Origin of the sequence: Streptomyces sp. NBC_01481 (assembly GCF_026339995.1) — a bacterium.
Lineage (GTDB): Bacteria > Actinomycetota > Actinomycetes > Streptomycetales > Streptomycetaceae > Streptomyces.
In genome coordinates this window covers 997501-1013186 of record NZ_JAPEPT010000002.1, presented here as the reverse complement: position 1 = coordinate 1013186, position 15686 = coordinate 997501, and the positions used below count along the sequence as shown (strand labels likewise).

Annotated in this window: 15 protein-coding genes and 2 rRNA genes (1 of these 17 running past the window's edge); 9 read left to right on the top strand and 8 right to left on the bottom strand. The window is 67.3% G+C overall.

Going from position 1 to position 15686, the window contains the following annotated elements; translation table 11 throughout:
• Positions 1-197: 197 nt before the first annotated feature.
• The 5 genes from OOK40_RS15275 to OOK40_RS15255 form a co-directional block, all read right to left on the bottom strand.
• The gene (locus OOK40_RS15275; RefSeq protein WP_266481010.1) at positions 198-1193 is read right to left on the bottom strand and encodes a bifunctional lytic transglycosylase/C40 family peptidase; all 996 of its coding nucleotides are present in this window, start codon (positions 1191-1193) and stop codon (positions 198-200) included.
• Positions 1194-1262: 69 nt separating this feature from the next.
• Complete coding sequence (locus OOK40_RS15270) at positions 1263-2069, bottom strand: SAM-dependent methyltransferase (protein ID WP_266481009.1); 807 nt, start codon at positions 2067-2069, stop codon at positions 1263-1265.
• 77 nt (positions 2070-2146) lie between these two features.
• Complete coding sequence (locus OOK40_RS15265; RefSeq protein WP_266481008.1) at positions 2147-2596, bottom strand: type II toxin-antitoxin system VapC family toxin; 450 nt, start codon at positions 2594-2596, stop codon at positions 2147-2149.
• Positions 2586-2813, bottom strand: a complete 228-nt coding sequence (locus OOK40_RS15260; RefSeq protein WP_266481007.1) for an AbrB/MazE/SpoVT family DNA-binding domain-containing protein — start codon at positions 2811-2813, stop codon at positions 2586-2588. The genes OOK40_RS15265 and OOK40_RS15260 overlap by 11 nt, the downstream gene beginning before the upstream one ends.
• A 77-nt stretch (positions 2814-2890) precedes the next feature.
• The gene (locus tag OOK40_RS15255; protein WP_266481006.1) at positions 2891-3319 is read right to left on the bottom strand and encodes an ATP-binding protein; all 429 of its coding nucleotides are present in this window, start codon (positions 3317-3319) and stop codon (positions 2891-2893) included.
• 201 nt (positions 3320-3520) lie between these two features.
• Between OOK40_RS15255 and OOK40_RS15250 the strand changes: the two genes are divergently transcribed.
• The 9 genes from OOK40_RS15250 to OOK40_RS15210 all read left to right on the top strand — a co-directional run bounded on the left by OOK40_RS15250 (position 3521) and on the right by OOK40_RS15210 (position 12543).
• The gene (locus OOK40_RS15250; protein ID WP_266481005.1) at positions 3521-4372 is read left to right on the top strand and encodes a helix-turn-helix transcriptional regulator; all 852 of its coding nucleotides are present in this window, start codon (positions 3521-3523) and stop codon (positions 4370-4372) included.
• 11 nt (positions 4373-4383) lie between these two features.
• Positions 4384-4569, top strand: a complete 186-nt coding sequence (locus tag OOK40_RS15245) for a DUF397 domain-containing protein (RefSeq protein ID WP_266481004.1) — start codon at positions 4384-4386, stop codon at positions 4567-4569.
• Positions 4562-4804 carry a DUF397 domain-containing protein gene (locus tag OOK40_RS15240; protein WP_266481003.1) on the top strand — a complete coding sequence of 81 codons (243 nt, stop codon included), beginning with the start codon at positions 4562-4564 and terminating at the stop codon, positions 4802-4804. The genes OOK40_RS15245 and OOK40_RS15240 overlap by 8 nt, the downstream gene beginning before the upstream one ends.
• Positions 4805-5093: 289 nt before the next feature.
• On the top strand, positions 5094-5402 hold the full coding sequence (locus OOK40_RS15235; RefSeq protein WP_142217964.1) for a hypothetical protein: 309 nt from the start codon (positions 5094-5096) through the stop codon (positions 5400-5402).
• Positions 5403-5588: 186 nt separating this feature from the next.
• Positions 5589-6446 (top strand): hypothetical protein, encoded by an 858-nt coding sequence (locus OOK40_RS15230; RefSeq protein WP_266481002.1) that lies wholly within the window; start codon positions 5589-5591, stop codon positions 6444-6446.
• Between the two features lie 31 nt (positions 6447-6477).
• Positions 6478-7770, top strand: coding sequence for a hypothetical protein (locus OOK40_RS15225; RefSeq protein WP_266481001.1), 1293 nt, complete (start codon positions 6478-6480; stop codon positions 7768-7770).
• Positions 7767-9326, top strand: a complete 1560-nt coding sequence (locus OOK40_RS15220; protein WP_266481000.1) for an SCO6880 family protein — start codon at positions 7767-7769, stop codon at positions 9324-9326. Before OOK40_RS15225 ends, OOK40_RS15220 begins: the two co-directional genes overlap by 4 nt.
• Before the next feature lie 18 nt (positions 9327-9344).
• Positions 9345-10760: an ATP-binding protein gene (locus tag OOK40_RS15215; protein WP_266480999.1), complete on the top strand. Its 1416-nt coding sequence runs from the start codon at positions 9345-9347 to the stop codon at positions 10758-10760.
• A 1-nt stretch (position 10761) separates the two neighbouring features.
• Entirely contained in the window at positions 10762-12543 is a 1782-nt protein-coding gene (locus OOK40_RS15210) for a type VI secretion protein (RefSeq protein ID WP_266480998.1), read from the top strand.
• Between the two features lie 17 nt (positions 12544-12560).
• Here OOK40_RS15210 and OOK40_RS15205 read toward each other — a convergent pair whose 3' ends face one another.
• The 3 genes from OOK40_RS15205 to OOK40_RS15195 all read right to left on the bottom strand — a co-directional run.
• Complete coding sequence (locus OOK40_RS15205; protein ID WP_266480997.1) at positions 12561-13109, bottom strand: GNAT family N-acetyltransferase; 549 nt, start codon at positions 13107-13109, stop codon at positions 12561-12563.
• A gap of 129 nt (positions 13110-13238) precedes the next feature.
• Positions 13239-13355, bottom strand: a 5S ribosomal RNA gene (gene rrf / locus OOK40_RS15200).
• A gap of 92 nt (positions 13356-13447) precedes the next feature.
• Positions 13448-15686, bottom strand: a 23S ribosomal RNA gene (locus OOK40_RS15195) (it continues 885 nt past the right edge of the window).

The window sequence follows — 15686 nt, the reverse complement described above, 5'->3', positions numbered from 1 at the left end:
CCGCTCTACCAACCCCCGTGATCAGTGCGGTGTCTGCTGCATGGTCAGTGCGGCTGTCTCCGTCCAGGGAACGGCCCGCTCCTCATGTACGTTCCACTCTCCACCGAACGATCACCATGACGTTATCGAAGAGTGACACGTCGTCGCAGTTCAGGGCTTTGGCGTAGCAGAGAGTTCCGGCCACGTCCGATGCCACGTCAGCCTTCCGGGAGGGCCGTCGGCAACGCTTTCGCGCCATCCTTGGTGACCCTCGTCGCACCGAAGTAGTCCGGGGTGTCGATCTTGTCGAAGCGGATCACGGCTCCGGTGTACGGAGCGTTGATCATGTACCCGCCACCCACATAGAGCCCGACGTGCCGGATCGCCCGTGAGTTGGTGAGGTCGTCGGAGAAGAAGACGAGATCGCCGGGGAGCAGCTCGTCGCGCGACGGATGCGGTCCCGCGTTGTACTGGTCGTTCGCGACGCGCGGCAGCTCGATGTCCACGGTCCGGTACGCGGCCTGCGTCAGCCCGGAGCAGTCGAAACGTCCGCCCTGCTCAGGCGTGCCGTTGCCGCCCCACAGATACTTCGTGCCGAGCCTCTGCTGAGCGAAGTAGATCGCCCCGGCGGCCTGCCGCGACGGTTCGACACGTCCGACGGGCCGGGCGAAGCTCTTCTCCAGGGTGCGGATGACCTTCACATAGTTCTGCGTCTCGCGGTAGGGCGGGACACCGCCGTACTTGATGACGGCGTACGCGCCCGCGTTGTACGCGGCGAGCATGTTGTCGGTCTGGTCACCGGGCGCCTTTTTGACATATCCGGCCAGTTCGCAGTCGTACGAGGCAGCAGACGGAATTGCGTCGGCCGGATCCCATACGTCGCGGTCCCCGTCCTTGTCCCCGTCGACACCGTGCGCCGCCCAGGTGCCGGGGATGAACTGCGCGATGCCCTGGGCCGCGGCCGGGCTCTGCGCCTTCGGGTTCCAGCCGCTCTCCTGGTAGAGCTGGGCGGCGAGCAGAGCGGGGTTGATGGCGGGGCAGAGGTTGCCCCACTTCTGCACGAGCGGCTGATAGAGCGCAGGCACGGCACCCTTGGCCAGCCCCACCGCCCGCCCGCCGACGCCGCCCATGAGCCCGGCGGCGGCGGAATAGGTCCCGACGACGAGCAGCGCGACAAAGCTCAGGCACAGCCCGATCCCGATCCCACTGGCCATCCAGACTTTCCGCACGCCCTCAACCCTCCCCCATCCGCACCGTGTTACTGCCCTATTCCGCCCGCGCGCCTACGGTTTGCGCCCCACGCCGCCGAACATGGCCACCTCGCCGGGCTCTTCGCCACCGGCGGTCTCCGGCCGCCAGCGCGAACACGACACCAGACCGGGCTCCAGCATGTCGAGCCCGTCGAAGTACCGGACGAGCTGACGCGGGGTGCGCTGGGTGAGCCTGGGCGTACCGTGCTCGTTCCAGAACGCGACGGCGGCGTCCACATCGGGCATCGCCGGGCTGGTGATGGTGTGTGAGAGGACGAGATGACTGCCGGCGGGCAGCGCGTCCATGAGACGGCGGACGATGCCGTACGACTCCTCGTCGTCCTCGATGAAGATCACCACGCCGAGGAGCAGCAGCGCGACGGGCTGCGAGAGGTCGAGTGTCCCTGCGGCGCGCTCGATGATCGTGCCGACGTCGCGCAGATCGGCGTCGAGATAGTCGGTGCGGCCCTCGGGCGTGCTGGTGAGCAGGGCGCGGGCGTGCGCGAGGACGAGCGGGTCGTTGTCCACGTACACGATCCGCGCCGCCGGATCGACGCGCTGGGCCACCTCGTGGGTGTTGTCGGCGCTGGGCAGCCCGGTCCCGATGTCGAGAAACTGCCGGATCCCCACCTCCGCGGCCAGATGACGCACGGCCCGCCCGAGAAACAGCCGGTCCGCGAGGGCGTAGTCACCGATGCCGGGATGAAGCCTGCGGATCTGGTCACCGGCCTCGCGGTCGACCTCGTAGTGGTCCTTGCCGCCGGTCCAGTAGTTCCAGATGCGGGCGGTGTGCGGGCGGGTGGTGTCGATCCCGGCGAGTAAGTGCGCGTTGTCGGTCACAGGGTCCAAGATATCCAACTTGCCGTAGAGCGGCTTGTGTTGGGGCCGCCGGTTTTGACGGCACCCGGTAGGCCCACTCATCCCGGATGGATCAGCTCGACCGTCGGAAAGTAGGTGCGGTAACGGGCCACGTCCCGCGTGAGCAAGCGATACGAGCGGACTGCCGCGTGCGCGCCAAGGTAGAAGTCGGGCAGCGGCGAGGCCTTCGCGCCTCCTCGTTGACGGTAGGCCATGAACGCCTTGCCCGCGAGGAAGCCCGCCTCGTACGGAAGTTCCTCCCTGCGGTAGTCCTCGGGCGACAGCACTTCGTCCAATGCCTCGATGGAGGCGAACCCGACGGACACCTCCGCGTAAATGAGCGGATTGATGACTACGCCCCCCTCGTCGCAAGCCCGGGCGAGGGCCTCGTCCGACCAGTCGGCCCACTTGGGGTCGTCGGTTGCGATGTCGAGCAGCACGCAGGAGTCGACGAGCGTTACCGGGGCCGCCCGCACCTCCCCGACCGCGCGCAGATGCCTACTCGCCACGCAACAGCTCCATGAGTTGGTCCGTACTCAGCGCCGTGGTGGCAGTGCCGCGCAACCGATGGGTGGCGCGCTGCCCACGTGTGGCGCTGCCTTCCCGGCGCACTATGCGCAGCGTGCCGCGGTCCGCCACGACGTCGACCTCATCACCGGGCCTGAGCCCGATCTGCTCCCGGAGCTCCGCGGGGATCGTCACCTGCCCTTTGCTGTTGACCCTCATTGAGCACCTCCTGCTGGCGAGCCTGCCCTGTATGCCGTAATACGCGTACCACGTAATACTACTCCGGATCGAGCCCGTCACCTGGTCCGGCCACTCTCCTCGCCTCGGCACTCGACCCAGAGCAGTTTCCCGCCGAACTTGAGCGGGTGCGCGCCCCAGGTGTCGGCGCAAAGCTGAACGAGGTGCAGCCCCCGCCCGCGCTCGGCTTCCGCGCCGGGCGGGCTGAGCGCGCCTTTGAAGGGCGGCGGAATCTCCGGATTGGCATCCCAGACACCGAGCCGGAGCCGGTGCGGCTCGGGGGCGCGGAGGCGGAGGCCGCAGGGCTCCCGGGAGTACTGGTGGGCGTTGGTGACGAGCTCGCTTGCCAACAGCTCGGCGGTCTCGGTGAGTTCGGTCATGCGGTGGGCGCGAAGGACGGCCCGGAGGGTGGAGCGGGCGATACCGGGGGCGCGGGGATCGTGGGGGAGTTGGAGGGTGTAGGCCCAGGGCGGGGATACGGTGGCCATGGAAGTCTCCTTCGCGGAGCGGACGTTGGGGTGCTTGCCCGGTGGCCCTGCCGCTCCGTCGAGCGGTGCACTTCCAGGCGATTGGCGTGGGGCTCAGACTAGGCTGTGCGCAAGTTACATTTGCACTCCACTCGCGAAATTCCATGCATAATCGCCCGTGTGAGTGATGGTCCGAACTGAGCTCCATCAAGGAGGAGTTGCATGGCGGGCAGGTCCGCCCCCACAGCTCGGCGCATGCGTATCGCCGCTGAGCTGCGCAAACTGCGCGAGCGCGCCGGGCTTACGGCCACAGAAGCCGCTCGTCTGCTGGGAACCAGCCAGGGGCAGCTGAGCAACGTTGAAACCGCGAGGTTCGGCGTGAGCGGCGACCGGATCCGCGCCATGGCACAGAACTACTCCTGCTCGGACCACGCCTTCATCGAAGCCCTGGTGCGTATGTCCGAGGACCGGAAGCGCGGCTGGTGGGAGGAGTACCGGGAGATCCTGCCCGCAGGGCTCATCGACCTCGCCGAACTGGAGCACCACGCAAGGGCCTTGCGCGGGGCGATCACCGCGCACATCCCGGGACTGCTCCAGACCGGCGACCACGCGCGCGAGATCTTCCGCCAGGACGTGCCCGCGATGCCCCCGCCGGAGATCGAACACCGCGTCTCGTTCCGGATCAAGCGCCAGGCAGTCCTGTACGGAGATACTCCGCGTCGGTACCAGGCACTGGTCCACGAGGCCGCGCTACGCATCGAGGTCGGCGGAGCAGCCGTCGCCCGCCAACAGTTGCGCCACCTCCTCGACATGAGCGAGCACGATCACGTCACCTTCCAGGTGATCCCGTTCAAGGCGGGCGCCATTCCGGGCTCGGGCCAGTCCGTCTACTACGCCTACGGCCCAGTGCCGCCACTGGACACGGTCCACCTCGACCAGTCACACGGCTTGGCCTTCCTCGATACCGAGGCCCAGCTCGACAAGTACCGGGTTCTCTTCGACAAGATCGAGGCCGTTGCGCTTTCGCCGATGGACAGCCGGGACCTCGTCCACAGCATCAGCCGGAACCTGTGAAGGGAACAGCCATGACTGCCTACGACTGGCAGAAGTCCTCGTACTGCGCCCAGGGCGACTCGTGCCTGCACGTCGCCGCAGGTGGCGACCGTACGGTCAAACTCACCGAGAGCAGCGATCCTGGCGAGGCGATACTCAGCACCACCCCCGCCGCCTTCGCGGCCCTGACCCGCGCCCTTAAGGCGAACCGTGGCTGACGTCCCCACCGACCTCCACTGGGCCCGCGCCGCCCCCGAGGGCGCCGAGGGCCCCGGCCCCTGGATCGAAGTCGCCTTCGGGCCCGACGACCTTGTCCACCTCCGCGAGACCAGCGATCCCGGGAACGTCGTCACAACGACGAGGAAGAAGTGGGACGCCTTCGTACTCGGCGTCCGAGCGGGCGAGTTCGACCATTTCGCGGAGCTGGACGGGCAAGGCCCCGCAACCCCCTGAGTGCGCCCCCTTGTGCTCGGCCACGACCCACCGCCCCAAAGGTGCAACAACGACAGTCATTGCCTGGAGTCACCCCCTGTGATACACAGAGTGACCATACGCACTCCCTCGCTTCGAACCGGTCCGTCCCCGTCACAGGTCAAGGCGGCAGGATCGGTCATCCGTTCGGAGATCGGGTAAAGAGACCGGCCAAGTCGGCTTACGCGGGCGATTTCATCAGCGAAGATAGAACGACGGCCCGTGCCGAGGGGCAAGGGCAATGAACAACCCAACAGGGGCGGTGAGTTACATGATCCTGGCAGCCGAAAAGGGCGACATCACCACCATCATCGGCGGAATCGCCCCGAACTGGGGGCCTTTCGGGAGCCTGGGGAACGAAGCTCGAGTGATGATCGAGGTCGTGATGGCCGTTGCCATCCTCCTCTGCCTCGGCATCGCGATCTGGGGCGCGGCCAAGCAGCGCATCGGAGCGACGGCGCTGCGCGACACTTTCAGCGCGGAGCAGGGCAAGGGGCTGATCGTCGCCGGACTGACCGGCGTCTTCATCATCGGGTCACTGGGGACCTTGTTCACCATCGTGTACGGGATGGCTGTCTAGCCGCCCGCCGTACTCTCCGGGCGTGCCCGGGCCCACCCTTTGAGGTTGCGTCTCCCTGATGTCGAGTCACCACACCACGCCCACGCGGGAAGCAGCACGACTACCGTCGTACTACGTGTCGGACCGCGCGTCGTACCGCCCGTCGTACTTCGCGGAACTGCAAACGGTTGAGGGGGCGTACGCCAGATGAGCCTCGGCGACGAGCACGGCCACGGCGGCGAGCCGGGAGGCCGCCCGGACGAGAGCTTCGGCGGATCGGGCCAGACCCGCACCAGACTCCCCGGCGGCGGCGACGCGGACGTGTACGGCGGCGCGCGCAGGCCCGTGCGGAACTCACGCTCCCTGATCACGGTCGTGGGTGTGGTGGTGCTTCTGATCGCTGCGATCGCGTTCGCCAACCAGGGCGGAGGCGACGACACCACGTCGGGCGGCGGCACGGAGGCGGCGACGGGGGCGGAGCCGACGGCGGCGACGGGGGTGAAGCCGGTTAAGGGGAAGGCCGGGGGGATTCCGTCGGGGTACGCGAGGGATGAGCAGGGGGCGCAGAGCGCGGCGGCGAATTACGCGGCTGCCCTCGGTTCTGACGGCATGTTCAACCAGGCTCGTCGCCACGACATCGTGGCTGCTGTCGCCGACGCCAGCACGCTGGACAAACTCCAGTCGGGATTCGACGCCGACTACTCCCCGGCGTTCCTCGCGCAGATCGGCTTGACCGCCGACGGCGGTGCCCCTGCAGGGTCGACCTTCGTCAATCGCACCCTGCCGGCGGGCACCAAGGTCCAGAAGTTCCAGGGTGAGACCGCAGACGTCGACGTCTGGTGCGTGGGCATGTTCGGGTTGACCGGGGAGAAGTCGACCAAGCCGGTGACGAGCGGCTGGTTCACGGTGAGCGTGAAGCTGAAGTGGAACGGGTCCGACTGGAAGGTCCTGGAGACCAGCCAGAAGACGGGTCCGACACCGGTCACCGGAGACAACCCGGTGTCGGGGTCCGATGAAATCGCTGACGCGGTCAAAGAATTCGGAGGGTTCACGTATGCCCGTTAACCCTCGCCCCCGTGCGCGCTCAGTCCTGACGATGGTGGCGGCCGTCCACACGACGGCCTTCCTTTTCGCAGCCCGCGCGGCCGCGGCGCCCACACCGCCTCCCACGCCCAAGCCGAGCAGGAGCGACAACCCGTGCGGGCTGATCGCCGGCCCCGCGCGGGACTACTGCGACAACGGCGAACCCGGCGGAGCCCGACGCTCCGGCCCCGCCGACCCCGCCGACGCCCTCGACCCCCTCGCGTCCCTCGCCCGCGGCTGCGCCGACGCCGCCGTATGGACCGTCGACACCCTCTCCAAGGCCGTGAAGTCCACCGCCAGCGTCGACTTCACCAACACCGCCTTCCTCTCCCAGTACGCCATCGTCTTCGCCGCGGCCACGATCCTCACCCTCGTCCTGTGGCTCCTCGCCGTAGCCAAGCGCGCCATCCGCGGTGTCCCCCTCACCACCGCCATCTCCGAAGCCATCGGCTTCCTCTGGCTCACCGTCCTCGCCTCCGCCTTCACCCCGCTGATCCTCTACACCCTCGTCTCCGCCACCGACGGCGTCACCGAGGTCATCGCCGGCGGTACCAGCGGTCAGACGGACATGTTCTTCGGGAACTTCTCCGCCGCCCTGAAGAAGGGCACCGACATCGGCGGCGGGCCGATCATGCTGATCGTCGTCTCGCTCGTCACGATCCTCGCCGCGGGTGTTCTCTACCTCGAGCTGTTCATCCGCGCCGTCCTGCTCTACATCGGCGCGCTCCTCGGAGTCGTCGTCTACGCGGGGCTCGTCGACAAGAACATGTGGGGCCACGTCCGCCGCTGGGCCGGGATCATGATCGCGATCATTCTGGTCAAGCCCGTCATCGCGATCGTCCTCGGTCTCGCGGGCGCGCTCTCCGCCGACAAGGGCCCCGATTCCTTCTCGGCCGTGGTCTCCGGGCTGGCGATCATCCTGCTCGCGATCTTCGCCTCGGCGATGATCTACCGGTTCGTGCCCGGCTTCGGCGACGAGATCGTCGCCTCCCGCAACAACCGCTTCCAGAGCGGCGCCGAGAACGCCGCGGCCGCCGTGATCAGTTCCCCCGCAGCCCTTGTCTCCCAGGGCATCAAGACCCACAGCAGCCGCGGCAACCAGGGCGGCGGCGACGGAGGCGGCAACAGCGCCCCGCGCCCAGCCAACCCCATCAGCGGCGGCGTGGCCGCCCACAGCAGCCGGCCCTCCTCAGGGGGAGGCGGCGGCGGATCTGTCCCCTCCGCCGCGCCCCCGCCCCGTAGCAGCAGTCCCAGCACCAGCACCCCGCACAGCAACCGCAAGAGCACAGGAGGTGGAGGGCGTTGACGACCCAGTCCCAACCGATCACGCCCCGCCGTACGTATCTGATCGGCCGCGCCCGGCCGAACGCGATCGTCGGCAAGAACCGCGAGACCGGCGAGATCGCCCTGATCATCGCCGGCGCGTTCCTCGGCATGATGAGCGGGCTGCTTGTCCCCGTCCTGTCCCTGCGGATCGTGCTCTTGATGGGCTTCCCGCTCCTCGCTCTCGCCGCCGTGTACGTGCCGTACAAGCACCGCACCTTCTACAAGTGGTACGAGATCAACCGCAGCTACAAGCGCACCCTGCGCCGGGGCACCCTCTACCGTTCCTCCGCCGCAGAGGCGGGCATCCGCCTCGACGGCCGTGAGATCGAGATCGGCCCGCCCCCCGGCATCGGCCGCATCAACTGGCTCGCCGCTCCCTTCGGCCCCGACGAGATCGCCGTGCTGCTGCACGCCGACCGCCGTACCGTCACCGCCGCCATCGAGATCGAGGGCCCGGGCGTCGGACTGCGCGACAGCGAGGACCAGGAGGCCCTGGTCGACCGTTTCGGCACGCTGCTCAAGCATGTGGCCAACGGCGACGGCTTCGTGACCCGCCTTCAGATGCTCGCCCGCACCCTGCCCGCCGACCCCGACGCGCATGCCAAGGACGTCGCCCAGCGCGGCGACCAGCAGTCGCCCGGCTGGCTGCGTGATTCGTACGAACAGCTCCAGTCCATGGTGTCGACGTCGAGCGAGCAGCACCGCGCGTATCTCGTCGCCTGCATGCACTACTCCCGCGAACTGGCCGCCGAGGCCCATGCCATGGCCCGTGCCGCCCGGCACTCCACCGGTTCGGGGGCGCGCAAGCTGGACAAGGACGCCGGTCTCGCCGTCGTCATGGCCCGCGAGCTCACCGACATCTGCGCCCGCCTCGCGGAGGCCGACATCCGGGTCCGCCAGCCGCTCGGCCAGGGCCGGCTCGCCTCGCTGGTCCACTCGATGTACGACCCGGACCACCCCATCGACCACATCCAGGCGATGACGAAGCGGAACGCCTGGCCCGCCGAGCTCGACGCCATGCAGCCCACCTATCTCCAGGCGAAGACCCGCGAGTCCTCCACCCGCGCGCCCTGGTGCCACTCCACCGCCTGGGTGAAGGAGTGGCCGATGACTCCGGTCGGCGTGAACTTCCTGGCACCGCTGCTCGTTCACACCCCCGACGTGATCCGTACGGTCGCGGTCTGCATGGACCTGGAGCCCACCGAGGTCGCCATCGAGCGGATGCTCACCGAGAAGACGAACGACGAGGCGGACGCGAGCCGCGCCGCCAAGATGAACCGGACCGTCGACCCGCGCGACATCGCCGCGCACGGTCGGCTCGACCAGAGGGGTGAAGATCTCGCCAGCGGTGCGGCAGGTGTCAATCTTGTCGGGTACATCACAGTGTCTTCGCGGTCGCCGGAGGCGCTGGCACGCGACAAGCGGACGATCAGGGCATCGGCCGGCAAGTCGTATCTCAAGCTGGAGTGGTGCGACCGCGAGCACCACCGTGCCTTTGTGAACACCTTGCCGTTCGCGACCGGCATCCGACGCTGAACGAGAGGGCAGTCCGCCATGCGAGATCCGCTGTCCGTCTTCACGGATGCCTTCACCTCCTTCCTCTTCGGGAAGGTGGAGTCGACCCGACTGCCGGTACGTACGTCGACGGGCCAGGCACAGGCCGTGTACCTGCCCACCGCGGCTCCGGGCCTCGGCGACTCGGGCGTGATCATCGGCCGTGAGGTGTACAGCGGAAAGGGCTACATCTACGACCCCTTCCAGCTGTACGGCCAGCAGCTGCCGGCCCCTCACTGGCTGGTCCTCGGCGAGTCCGGAAACGGCAAGTCGGCGCTCGAGAAGACGTACGTCCTGCGGCAGTTGCGCTTCCGCGACCGTCAGGTGGTCGTGCTGGACGCGCAGGGCGAGGACGGAGTGGGCGAGTGGAATCTCATCGCCCAGGAGCTGGGGATAACTCCCATCCGGCTCGACCCGATGACGGCGCTGGACGGCGGCATCCGCCTCAACCCGCTGGACCCGGCGATCACGACGACCGGCCAGCTGGCGCTCCTGAGGACGATCATCGAGGTCGCGATGGGGCACGGCCTGGACGAGCGCTCCGGCTTCGCGCTGAAGGTGGCGCACGCGTACGTCAACGAGACGATCGTCGAACGTCAGCCGGTGCTGACCGACATCGTGGATCAGCTGCGCCACCCGGAGCCGGAGTCGGCGGAGGCGATGAACGTCGACATAGACGACGTACGGGCCTGGGGCCTGGATGTCGCACTCGTACTGGACCGGCTGGTCGACGGTGACCTGCGGGGCATGTTCGACGGCCCGACGACGGTCGGCATCGACCTGGACGCGCCACTGATCGTCTTCGACCTCTCCCACATCGACCGGAACTCCATCGCGATGCCGATCCTGATGGCGATCGTGGGGGTGTGGCTCGAACACACCTGGATCCGTCCGGACCGGAAGAAGCGGATCTTCCTGGTCGAGGAGGCCTGGCACATCATCAACTCGCCGTTCGTGGCCCAGCTCTTCCAGCGGCTGCTGAAGTTCGGCCGCCGCCTGGGTCTCTCGTTCGTGGCGGTCGTCCACCACCTCTCGGACGTGGTGGACGGCGCGGCCGCGAGAGAAGCGGCGGCCATCCTCAAGATGGCGTCCACAAGGACGATCTACGCCCAGAAGGCGGACGAGGCGAGAGCGACGGGCCGCGTCCTGGGGCTTCCGCGCTGGGCCGTGGAAATCATCCCGACCCTGACCCCGGGTATCGCGGTCTGGGACGTCAACGGCAATGTCCAGGTGGTCAAACACCTGGTGACGGAGGCGGAGCGACCACTCGTCTTCACCGACCGGGCGATGACGGAGTCGTCGGGGCCTGCGTTGCCCGAGGACGTGGCGGCCGCGGAATGGGAGGCGGAGCAGCGCGCGGCCCTGATCGAGCGGCAGCAGCAGCTGGACGAGTCCTCCGAGTCGACGGTGGCATGACATGCGCGACCGTCGGTACCGGCACGAAGAGGAACGAGGCATCCCGGACGGCCTGTTGGTCGGCCTGCTCGCCTTCCTGCTCGGCCTGACACTGCTGGTCTGGACGGCCACGGGCCTGGCGGGCGTCCTGTCCCACGGCGCGTGGCCGACGGGCGTCACCTTCGCCAACACGCCACTCGCGATGCGCGCGCTGGCGTCCAAACCGCACGACCTCGCTGCGGCGTGGCCGGAGACCCCGTCGGCGGAGCTCTCGGGCTACGGGCTGTTCTGGGGCCTGGCGATCGGCGAGCTGATGATCCTGGTGGTCCTCACGATCTTCGCCCTGGGCACGCTGGCACGCTGGCGCGCGGTCCGCCGGTCGAGGGCGGCGGGCAGCGACCGCGCGAGAGGCGCGTACGGGGGCCACGCCCAACAGCCCGACCCCCGGGCGGAGTCGAGACACGGCGAGCGCGGTCGCGGCGGGACGGGGTGGGAACAGGACACGGGCAGCAGCGGCGCGTACGCGACCCCGGCCCCCGGCCGGCACGCGGCGAGGGACGCGTATGCGGGGAAGACCCAGGAGCCCGGCGCCCCCACCGCAGTCGGCGGCGCAGCCGCGAGTCCGTACCCAGGCAACACCCAACAGCTGGGCGGGCACGTCCCGTCGAGCGTCCGCGGAGCAGGCGCGGAGGCGTACGCGGGCAACGCCCAGGAGCCCGACTCAGGGGCACCCGGCGACACCGGGCGGCCCGCCGGTCAGGGCGGCGGCGCAGCCGCGACCCCGCCCCACGGGACCGCGGGTCCCGACCGGGCGGGCGGGCAGGACCCCACCGGCACCGGGGCGGCCACAGGAACCAACGTCCCCGCCCCCCGCACCACCCGCCCCGCCCGGCTCCTCTACGGCGACCCCGCGACCCGCCGCCCCTCAACCGTCCAGGCCGTCTTCGACGCCCAAGGCCCCGCCCTCGTCGTCACCTCCGACCCCACTGTCTGGGCCGAGACGAAGGACGCCCGGGCCAAGCTCGGCCCCGTCCTCGTCTACGACCCCGGGCACCTGTGCGACACCCCGGCCCGCCTCCACTGGTCCCCCACCGCGCACTGCGAGGACCCCGCCACGGCGCAGGAACGCGCGACCGCCCTCCTCGCCCCCGTCCGTCCCCGCGCCCTCCTCGACGCCACCATGGCCGACACTGCCGAAACGCTCCTGCGCTGCTGGCTCCACGCGGCGGCCGTGGACGGACGCCCGTTCAAGCAGCTCCACCGCTGGGCCCAGGGCGGCAGCGCCCATGACGCCGTACGCATCCTCCGTACGCACCCCAAGGCCACCTCCGGTCTCGCAGGCCTCCTGGAGTCCGCGCTCACCGCCCACCCCGAACGCCGGGAGATCGCCCAGCAGTTGGTCGTACGCGCCCTCTCGTCCCTGTCCTCGATCCACATCCGCGAGGCGTGCACCCCGAATCGAACGGATTCGCTCACCTTGGAATCATTCGTAAACGAAGGGGGCACCCTTTATCTGGTGGGTGAGTCCATCGAGGACCCCAGAACCCACCCAGGCGCGATGCCACTGCTCACCGCACTGGCTTCAGACGTGGTCGAGCACGGCCGCCGCATGGCCGCACGGTCATCCGACGGTCGGCTCGACCCACCAATGACGCTCGTCCTCGACGACGTCGCAGCGGTGGCTCCGCTTCCCCGGCTGCCGGAGCTGCTGGCAACCGGTCAGGACCAGGGACTTCCGACCCTGGTCCTGCTCCGCTCCGCCGAACAGGCCCGCGCCCGCTGGCCGGAGCCGCTCCCGCAGTAGCCGCCGTCCGCGGCCTCCTACCGCAGGATCTCCAGCTCCAGCTCTCGTGCCGTGTCATCGCCCGGCACGGGCACGGAGTCCCCGCTCGCCACGAACCCGAACCGCCGGTAGAACGCCGCGGCCCGCTCATTGCGCTCGTGCACGTACAGCCGGACGCGCTTTACCGGCGGCCCGGCAAGTTCCCATGACCAGTCCAGAGCCGCCCGGAACAGCGCATCGGCCACCCCCGCCCCCCGCGCCTCGGGTCGTACGAACACACCGACCAGATGCGTCTGGTCGGTCTTCGCGGCCTCCCCGAACCGCACCTCGCCGGCGGGCCGTTCGACGAGCGCGGTGAGCGTCCCGTCCCACCGCCCGTCCGGCGCCTCGGCGATGAACTGCTGCGCCGCGACCCCTTCCGCAGCGGTCGCCGTTCGGTCCTGCCAGAACCCGTCGGGCCGCTCGACGGCGTGCTCGTACGTCTCCAGAAAGGCGATGGGCGCGGCGGGGTCCTGCAGGGCGGAGAGCCGCAGCCCCCGGGCCTTGGCCCACTCCTCGGCGCGTACGGGTCGAATCACATAGTCCATCCCCCGATACTGACGGCGCCGCCCGCCACTGAGCAACGCGGTATCGCCGCGAGAGACAGTCGAGTGACATCAGGCCCTGAACGCAGAAAAGCCCCGCACCAGAAGGTGCGGGGCTCTCCCACAATAATTGTTCGGCGGCGTCCTACTCTCCCACAGGGTCCCCCCTGCAGTACCATCGGCGCTGAAAGGCTTAGCTTCCGGGTTCGGAATGTAACCGGGCGTTTCCCTGACGCAATGACCACCGAAACACTGTGAAGTTATCGATTCCGGAATCCCCCGGCCAATGGGGGACTCGACAGTTCGTTACTTCAGAACTGACACAGTGGACGCGAGCAACTGAGGACAAGCCCTCGGCCTATTAGTACCAGTCAGCTCCACCCCTTGCGGGGCTTCCACATCTGGCCTATCAACCCAGTCGTCTACTGGGAGCCTTAACCCCTCGAAGGGGGTGGGAGTCCTCATCTCGAAGCAGGCTTCCCGCTTAGATGCTTTCAGCGGTTATCCTTTCCGAACGTAGCCAACCAGCCATGCCCTTGGCAGGACAACTGGCACACCAGAGGTTCGTCCGTCCCGGTCCTCTCGTACTAGGGACAGCCCTTCTCAAGACTCCTACGCGCACAGCGGATAGGGACCGAACTGTCTCACGACGTTCTAAACCCAGCTCGCGTACCGCTTTAATGGGCGAACAGCCCAACCCTTGGGACCGACTCCAGCCCCAGGATGCGACGAGCCGACATCGAGGTGCCAAACCATCCCGTCGATATGGACTCTTGGGGAAGATCAGCCTGTTATCCCCGGGGTACCTTTTATCCGTTGAGCGACGGCGCTTCCACAAGCCACCGCCGGATCACTAGTCCCGACTTTCGTCCCTGCTCGACCCGTCGGTCTCACAGTCAAGCTCCCTTGTGCACTTACACTCAACACCTGATTGCCAACCAGGCTGAGGGAACCTTTGGGCGCCTCCGTTACTCTTTGGGAGGCAACCGCCCCAGTTAAACTACCCATCAGACACTGTCCCTGATCCGGATCACGGACCCAGGTTAGACATCCAGCACGACCAGAGTGGTATTTCAACGACGACTCCACCTGAACTGGCGTCCAAGCTTCACAGTCTCCCACCTATCCTACACAAGCCGAACCGAACACCAATATCAAACTGTAGTAAAGGTCCCGGGGTCTTTCCGTCCTGCTGCGCGAAACGAGCATCTTTACTCGTAGTGCAATTTCACCGGGCCTATGGTTGAGACAGTCGAGAAGTCGTTACGCCATTCGTGCAGGTCGGAACTTACCCGACAAGGAATTTCGCTACCTTAGGATGGTTATAGTTACCACCGCCGTTTACTGGCGCTTAAGTTCTCAGCTTCGCCACACCGAAATGTGACTAACCGGTCCCCTTAACGTTCCAGCACCGGGCAGGCGTCAGTCCGTATACATCGCCTTACGGCTTCGCACGGACCTGTGTTTTTAGTAAACAGTCGCTTCTCGCTGGTCTCTGCGGCCACCCCCAGCTCAAGGAGCAAGTCCTCTCACCAGTGATGGCCCCCCTTCTCCCGAAGTTACGGGGGCATTTTGCCGAGTTCCTTAACCATAGTTCACCCGAACGCCTCGGTATTCTCTACCTGACCACCTGAGTCGGTTTAGGGTACGGGCCGCCATGAAACTCGCTAGAGGCTTTTCTCGACAGCATAGGATCATCCACTTCACCACAATCGGCTCGGCATCAGGTCTCAGCCTCAATGTGTGACGGATTTGCCTGCCACACGGCCTACACCCTTACCCCGGGACAACCACCGCCCGGGCTGGACTACCTTCCTGCGTCACCCCATCGCTTACCTACTACCACCTTGGGCCGGCGGCTCCACCACTCCCCTTTGCCCGAAGGCTCCAGGACGGCTTCACGGCCTTAGCATTAATGGGTTCAGTACTGGGCGTTTCAAAGCGGGTACCGGAATATCAACCGGTTGTCCATCGACTACGCCTGTCGGCCTCGCCTTAGGTCCCGACTTACCCTGGGCAGATCAGCTTGACCCAGGAACCCTTAGTCAATCGGCGCACACGTTTCTCACGTGTGTATCGCTACTCATGCCTGCATTCTCACTCGTGTACCGTCCACCACTCGCTTACGCGGCGGCTTCACCCGGCACACGACGCTCCCCTACCCATCCCAGCGGGCGTTGGCCCTCATGCTGGAATGACACGACTTCGGCGGTACGCTTGAGCCCCGCTACATTGTCGGCGCGGAATCACTTGACCAGTGAGCTATTACGCACTCTTTCAAGGGTGGCTGCTTCTAAGCCAACCTCCTGGTTGTCTCTGCGACTCCACATCCTTTCCCACTTAGCGTACGCTTAGGGGCCTTAGTCGATGCTCTGGGCTGTTTCCCTCTCGACCATGGAGCTTATCCCCCACAGTCTCACTGCCGCGCTCTCACTTACCGGCATTCGGAGTTTGGCTAAGGTCAGTAACCCGGTAGGGCCCATCGCCTATCCAGTGCTCTACCTCCGGCAAGAAACACACGACGCTGCACCTAAATGCATTTCGGGGAGAACCAGCTATCACGGAGTTTGATTGGCCTTT

Excerpts from the sequence above, each read along its gene's own strand:
- OOK40_RS15275 (WP_266481010.1), bottom strand. The coding sequence starts at position 1,193 with ATGGCCAGTGGGATCGGGATCGGGCTGTGCCTGAGCTTTGTCGCGCTG.
- OOK40_RS15210 (WP_266480998.1), top strand. The coding sequence starts at position 10,762 with ATGCGCGACCGTCGGTACCGGCACGAAGAGGAACGAGGCATCCCGGAC.
- OOK40_RS15205 (WP_266480997.1), bottom strand. The coding sequence starts at position 13,109 with ATGGACTATGTGATTCGACCCGTACGCGCCGAGGAGTGGGCCAAGGCC.
- OOK40_RS15255 (WP_266481006.1), bottom strand. The coding sequence starts at position 3,319 with ATGGCCACCGTATCCCCGCCCTGGGCCTACACCCTCCAACTCCCCCAC.
- OOK40_RS15235 (WP_142217964.1), top strand. The coding sequence starts at position 5,094 with ATGATCCTGGCAGCCGAAAAGGGCGACATCACCACCATCATCGGCGGA.
- OOK40_RS15250 (WP_266481005.1), top strand. The coding sequence starts at position 3,521 with ATGGCGGGCAGGTCCGCCCCCACAGCTCGGCGCATGCGTATCGCCGCT.
- OOK40_RS15260 (WP_266481007.1), bottom strand. The coding sequence starts at position 2,813 with ATGAGGGTCAACAGCAAAGGGCAGGTGACGATCCCCGCGGAGCTCCGG.
- OOK40_RS15215 (WP_266480999.1), top strand. The coding sequence starts at position 9,345 with ATGCGAGATCCGCTGTCCGTCTTCACGGATGCCTTCACCTCCTTCCTC.
- OOK40_RS15230 (WP_266481002.1), top strand. The coding sequence starts at position 5,589 with ATGAGCCTCGGCGACGAGCACGGCCACGGCGGCGAGCCGGGAGGCCGC.
- OOK40_RS15225 (WP_266481001.1), top strand. The coding sequence starts at position 6,478 with ATGGTGGCGGCCGTCCACACGACGGCCTTCCTTTTCGCAGCCCGCGCG.
- OOK40_RS15245 (WP_266481004.1), top strand. The coding sequence starts at position 4,384 with ATGACTGCCTACGACTGGCAGAAGTCCTCGTACTGCGCCCAGGGCGAC.